Raw genomic sequence first — 373 nt, forward strand, 5'->3', positions numbered from 1 at the left:
GTGCGTGCATCGCGGAGCCGCGCTGGAAGACCACCTCGAGGACGGCCTCGAGCGGCAGCACCCCGGCGACGGCGGCGAGCGCGTTGTACTCGCCGACCGAGTGGCCGGCCAGCAGTGAGTCCTCGACGAAGGCGCCGGCCTCGCGCAGCTCCGCCACCTGGGCGACGCCCAGCACGGCCATGGCGACCTGGGTGAACTGGGTCAGGTGCAGCACGCCGTCGGGGTGCTTGTGGGTGACCCCACGCGCCTTGAGGACGGTCGGGTTGTCGCGGACCACGGCGAGGATCGAGAAGCCGAGGGCCCCGCGGGTGTGCTTGTCGGCGCGGTCCCAGATCTCGCGGGCGGCCTTGGAGCGGGCGCGGGCGTCGAGGCC

The 373-nt window shown here is 74.0% G+C and carries 1 protein-coding gene; it reads right to left on the reverse strand.

Features of this window, described 5'->3' with window-relative positions:
* Positions 1-373, reverse strand: a 373-nt coding sequence (locus AC1DYG_RS20710; protein ID WP_477641706.1) for an acyltransferase domain-containing protein, incomplete at both ends; no start/stop codon positions are given.

The organism is Pedococcus sp. P1_H8, from assembly GCF_056405175.1.